The organism is Gardnerella vaginalis (genome assembly GCF_001546455.1).
Lineage (GTDB): Bacteria > Actinomycetota > Actinomycetes > Actinomycetales > Bifidobacteriaceae > Bifidobacterium > Bifidobacterium vaginale_B.
This window is the reverse complement of sequence record NZ_KQ956825.1, coordinates 174,158-177,897: the sequence shown is the minus strand read 5'-3', so window position 1 is coordinate 177,897 and position 3,740 is coordinate 174,158. Positions and strand designations below refer to the sequence as shown.

The window sequence follows — 3,740 nt, the reverse complement described above, 5'->3', positions numbered from 1 at the left end:
CTTGCGCGCCGCATCGCCGCCTTAAGCTCCCTGGCCGCCGTAGACGCGGAGCGCGCAGCCACCCACAACAAAGGAATCCTAAACGGAATAGTGGCCGCAGCCGCAGCATCGGGCAACGACACGCGCGCATTACAAGCCGCCGCGCACGAATGGGCCGCAAGATCTGGCCGCTACATGCCGCTTTCAACGTGGACCTTGCAAAATAACAGCCAAATCCTTTACGGCCGTATCGAAATCCCACTGCAAATCGGCACGGTGGGCGGCGCAATCGCCTCTCTCCCAATGTCAAAAGTCGCGTTGCAACTTGCTAAAGTCAATAACGCCAACGATTTTCGCAACGTTCTAGCCGCCGTCGGTCTCGTACAAAACCTGGCGGCTCTTCGCGCGCTCGCTGGCCCTGGAATCCAGGCTGGCCACATGCGACTTCAGGCCGCAAACATCGCTATTGCATCTGGAGCGCATGGAGACGAAATTCAAAAAGTTGCGCACGCGCTTCTAAACGAAAATTCTTCCGATTTGAGCACAAGTTCTGCAAGAATAATTCTTGAGGATTTGCGCAAGCGCAAGAACACGTAAAACCGAGTAAACGTGCGGTTAATGGCCATTTTTCCGTAGGAAAAGTCGGAAGCTTCCGCGCCGTAAAATTTACACCACTAAAATCGTCCTTAAAAAAAAATCGTCCTTAAAAAAAATCGTCCTTAAAAAAAATCGCCCTTAAAAAGCAGGAAAACATGAGCAACACTTCACATACGCCAGACAACACGCAAGGCACACTCAACACACCAGACACGCCCAACACACTCAACACACCAGACACCCCCAACACACCCAACACACAAAAAATTCCGCCAAAAGTTGGCATCGACCGTATAACTTTCGCAACTCCAAACTGCTACCTAAGCATGGAAGACCTGGCGATTGCGCGCGGAATCGACCCAAATAAATTCATAATCGGCATAGGCCAAAGCCAGCAAGCAGTGCCGCCAAACCACCAAGACATTGTAACGCTTGGCGCCCAAGCCGCGCTGCCGCTATTGCCAAGCATTGATAACAACCGACTAAAAATGGTGATTGTTGGCACAGAAAGCGGAGTCGATGCCAGCAAATCCAGCGCGCTTTACATTCACAAGCTTCTAAACCTTAGCCCGTGGGTGCGCTGCGTGGAAGTAAAAGAGGCGTGTTACGGCGCAACTGCGGCTCTTATGATGGCTCGCGACTACATTTTGGCGCATCCAGGCACGCAGGTTTTGGTAATTGCGGCAGACATTGCGCGTTACGGCGTTGGCACTCCTGGCGAAGTGACGCAAGGCGCTGGAGCTGTGGCGATGCTTGTAAGCGAAAATCCGCGCGTGTTGCAAATCAACGATGACAGCGTGGTAAAATCGGCGGAAATCCAGGATTTTTGGAGGCCAGTGTATCAAAGCACGGCGTTGGCGCGCGGAAAGTTTTCAACCGAGCAATACATCAATATGTTCTGCGATGTGTGGCAGCGGTACAGTGCAGAAAACGCCTGCAATTTCAACGATTTTGAGGCGATTTGCTTCCATCTTCCATACACAAAAATGGGGCTTAAAGCGCTTCGAGCTGGGTTTGAGGAAAATTCGGGCATGTCTCCTACGAGCGACACGCGCGAACGTCTTCTTGCGCGATACCAAGACAGCACTAAGTACAGTCGCCGAATCGGAAATATTTACACCGGCTCGCTCTATTTGGGCTTAATTTCTTTACTTGATTGCGATTATTTTAGGAATTCTTGTGATTCATCAGCAACTGCTTGCGATTCATCAGAGTCTGTTGGCGATTCGCCTGCGGTTGCTTGCGACTTATCTTCCGCAGCACACACAAACGAACCACCTACATGCCCGTCTCCCCTACTCCCAGGCCAAAAAATCGGCTTGTTCTCCTACGGCTCGGGCGCTGTTGCAGAATTCTTCAGCGCAACGCTTGTTCCGGGATGGCGAGATGCGCTGTTTTCCAATCAACACATAAAAGCGCTAAACAATCGCACGCAATTAAGCGTTTTGCAATACGAGGCGATGTTTAACAGCGCGGCGCCTTATTCGCCGCAAGATTTTGCCAGCAGCCAAAATCATCGAAGTGGCGTGCGATTCGTTCTTGACTCCATCACGTCTCAAGAGCGCCGCTATCTTTCGATTTAGTCTCTCCGCATTTTGTACCAAATTCAACCTAAATTACGTACAAAACCCGTCAAACAACTCCGCATTTTGTACCAAATTTGGCCTAAATCACGTACAAAACCCGTCAAACAACTCCGCACTTTGTACCAAATTCGGCCTAAATCACGTACAAAGTCGGGAAAAATTGACGCACTTCGCAGCTCTAAACCACGCGCACAACAGAAACTACGCAACAAAAAGCGCTACGCAACAACGCCGCTAGCAATCAGCTCGCGCGCAACCTCGCGATACTCCTTCGCCGTCTTATGCTCAGGCGCAAAAATCGTAATCGGAACCGCCGCAACAGTAGAATCCGGCAGCTTAATCGAACGCGAAATCACAGAATGCAACACGCGCCCCTGGAATGCCTCGTAAATCCTTTGCAAAACCTCTTCGCTGTGCAAAGTACGCGTAAACATGGTAACGAGCACGCCAAACACCTGCAAATCTGGGTTAATTCTGTGCTGCACCTTTTCAATCGACTGCATAAGCAGCGCCACGCCTCTAAGCGCAAAGAACTCCGCCGCAACAGGAATAATCACGCCATCCGCCGCCGTAAGCGCGTTAACGGTGAGCAAGCCAAGCGAAGGCTGGCAGTCAATAATAATAACGTCGTATTCGTTACGAACCTTGCGCAGCACTCCAGCCAAAATCTGCTCGCGACCAACCTCGGTAACAAGCTGCACCTCTGCCGCCGAAAGATCAATGTTTGCAGGCATAACGTCAATGTTTTCTGTGGCCGTGTGGCGAATCACATCGTGCACATCTACAGAAGAATCAAAAAGCGCCGTGTAAACCGTGTTGTCAAGCGCGTTGGCATTAATCCCAAGCCCCACCGTTGCAGCGCCTTGCGGATCGAAGTCAACAATCAAAACGCGCCTACCGTATTGACTTAGCGCTCCAGCAATGTTGATGGAGCTGGTGGTTTTACCAACGCCACCCTTCTGGTTACACATAGCAATAATGCGCGCAGGACCGTGCGTTGTAAGCGCATCTGGCGCGCGGAAAGTCTCATATTCGCGTCCAAGTAAATCAGTAGGCATACGCTCTAGTTTAGCAAAAGGTATGTTCAGTGGATTTGTGTAATGCGGCGGCGTATATCACACCTACCTTGCGGAGAATATAACACCTACCTTGCGCGCGGATGGCTCATAGCATACGCCTCCATAAGCGCCGCGGGGCTTATATGCGTGTAAATCTGCGTTGTTGTAACGGACGCGTGGCCAAGCAGCTCCTGCACCGTGCGTACGTCGGCGCCGCCCGAAATCAGATGCGTTGCAAACGAGTGACGGAGCGTGTGCGGATGCAATTCTTTGCCGATTTTTGCCAGCTTGCCAGCACGCGAAATCGCCTCCCATGCGGATTGGCGAGAAAGCACTTTGCCGCGTTTGTTTAGAAAAATCATGTGAGAATTTGCGGATTTTGATAATGAGTTTACCTGCGACTTTACCTGCGACTTTGCGGTTGCTTGCGACTTCCCAGCTCGCTCCGCAAGAATCGGCCTAGCTTTATCTAAATAATCGCGCAACGCACAAACCGCGCACCTTCCAATCGGCACAAGCC

Annotated in this window: 3 protein-coding genes and 1 pseudogene; 2 read left to right on the top strand and 2 right to left on the bottom strand. The window is 51.2% G+C overall.

All coding sequences use genetic code 11. The annotated features are described in order from the left end of the window. A pseudogene (locus HMPREF3216_RS05985) lies at window positions 1-576 on the top strand (hydroxymethylglutaryl-CoA reductase, degradative); the annotation flags it as partial. 326 nt (window positions 577-902) lie between these two features. Further along, on the top strand, window positions 903-2,159 hold the full coding sequence (locus HMPREF3216_RS05980) for a hydroxymethylglutaryl-CoA synthase family protein (RefSeq protein ID WP_230953867.1): 1,257 nt from the start codon (window positions 903-905) through the stop codon (window positions 2,157-2,159). A 221-nt stretch (window positions 2,160-2,380) separates the two neighbouring features. Here the strand turns inward: HMPREF3216_RS05980 and HMPREF3216_RS05975 are convergent, their stop codons facing one another. Then, on the bottom strand, window positions 2,381-3,220 hold the full coding sequence (locus HMPREF3216_RS05975; RefSeq protein WP_060787370.1) for a ParA family protein: 840 nt from the start codon (window positions 3,218-3,220) through the stop codon (window positions 2,381-2,383). A gap of 86 nt (window positions 3,221-3,306) precedes the next feature. After that, on the bottom strand, window positions 3,307-3,740 hold a 434-nt coding region (locus HMPREF3216_RS06330; protein ID WP_155639689.1), incomplete at its 5' end, for a tyrosine-type recombinase/integrase.

Excerpts from the sequence above, each read along its gene's own strand:
- HMPREF3216_RS05980 (WP_230953867.1), top strand. The coding sequence starts at position 903 with ATGGAAGACCTGGCGATTGCGCGCGGAATCGACCCAAATAAATTCATA.
- HMPREF3216_RS05975 (WP_060787370.1), bottom strand. The coding sequence starts at position 3,220 with ATGCCTACTGATTTACTTGGACGCGAATATGAGACTTTCCGCGCGCCA.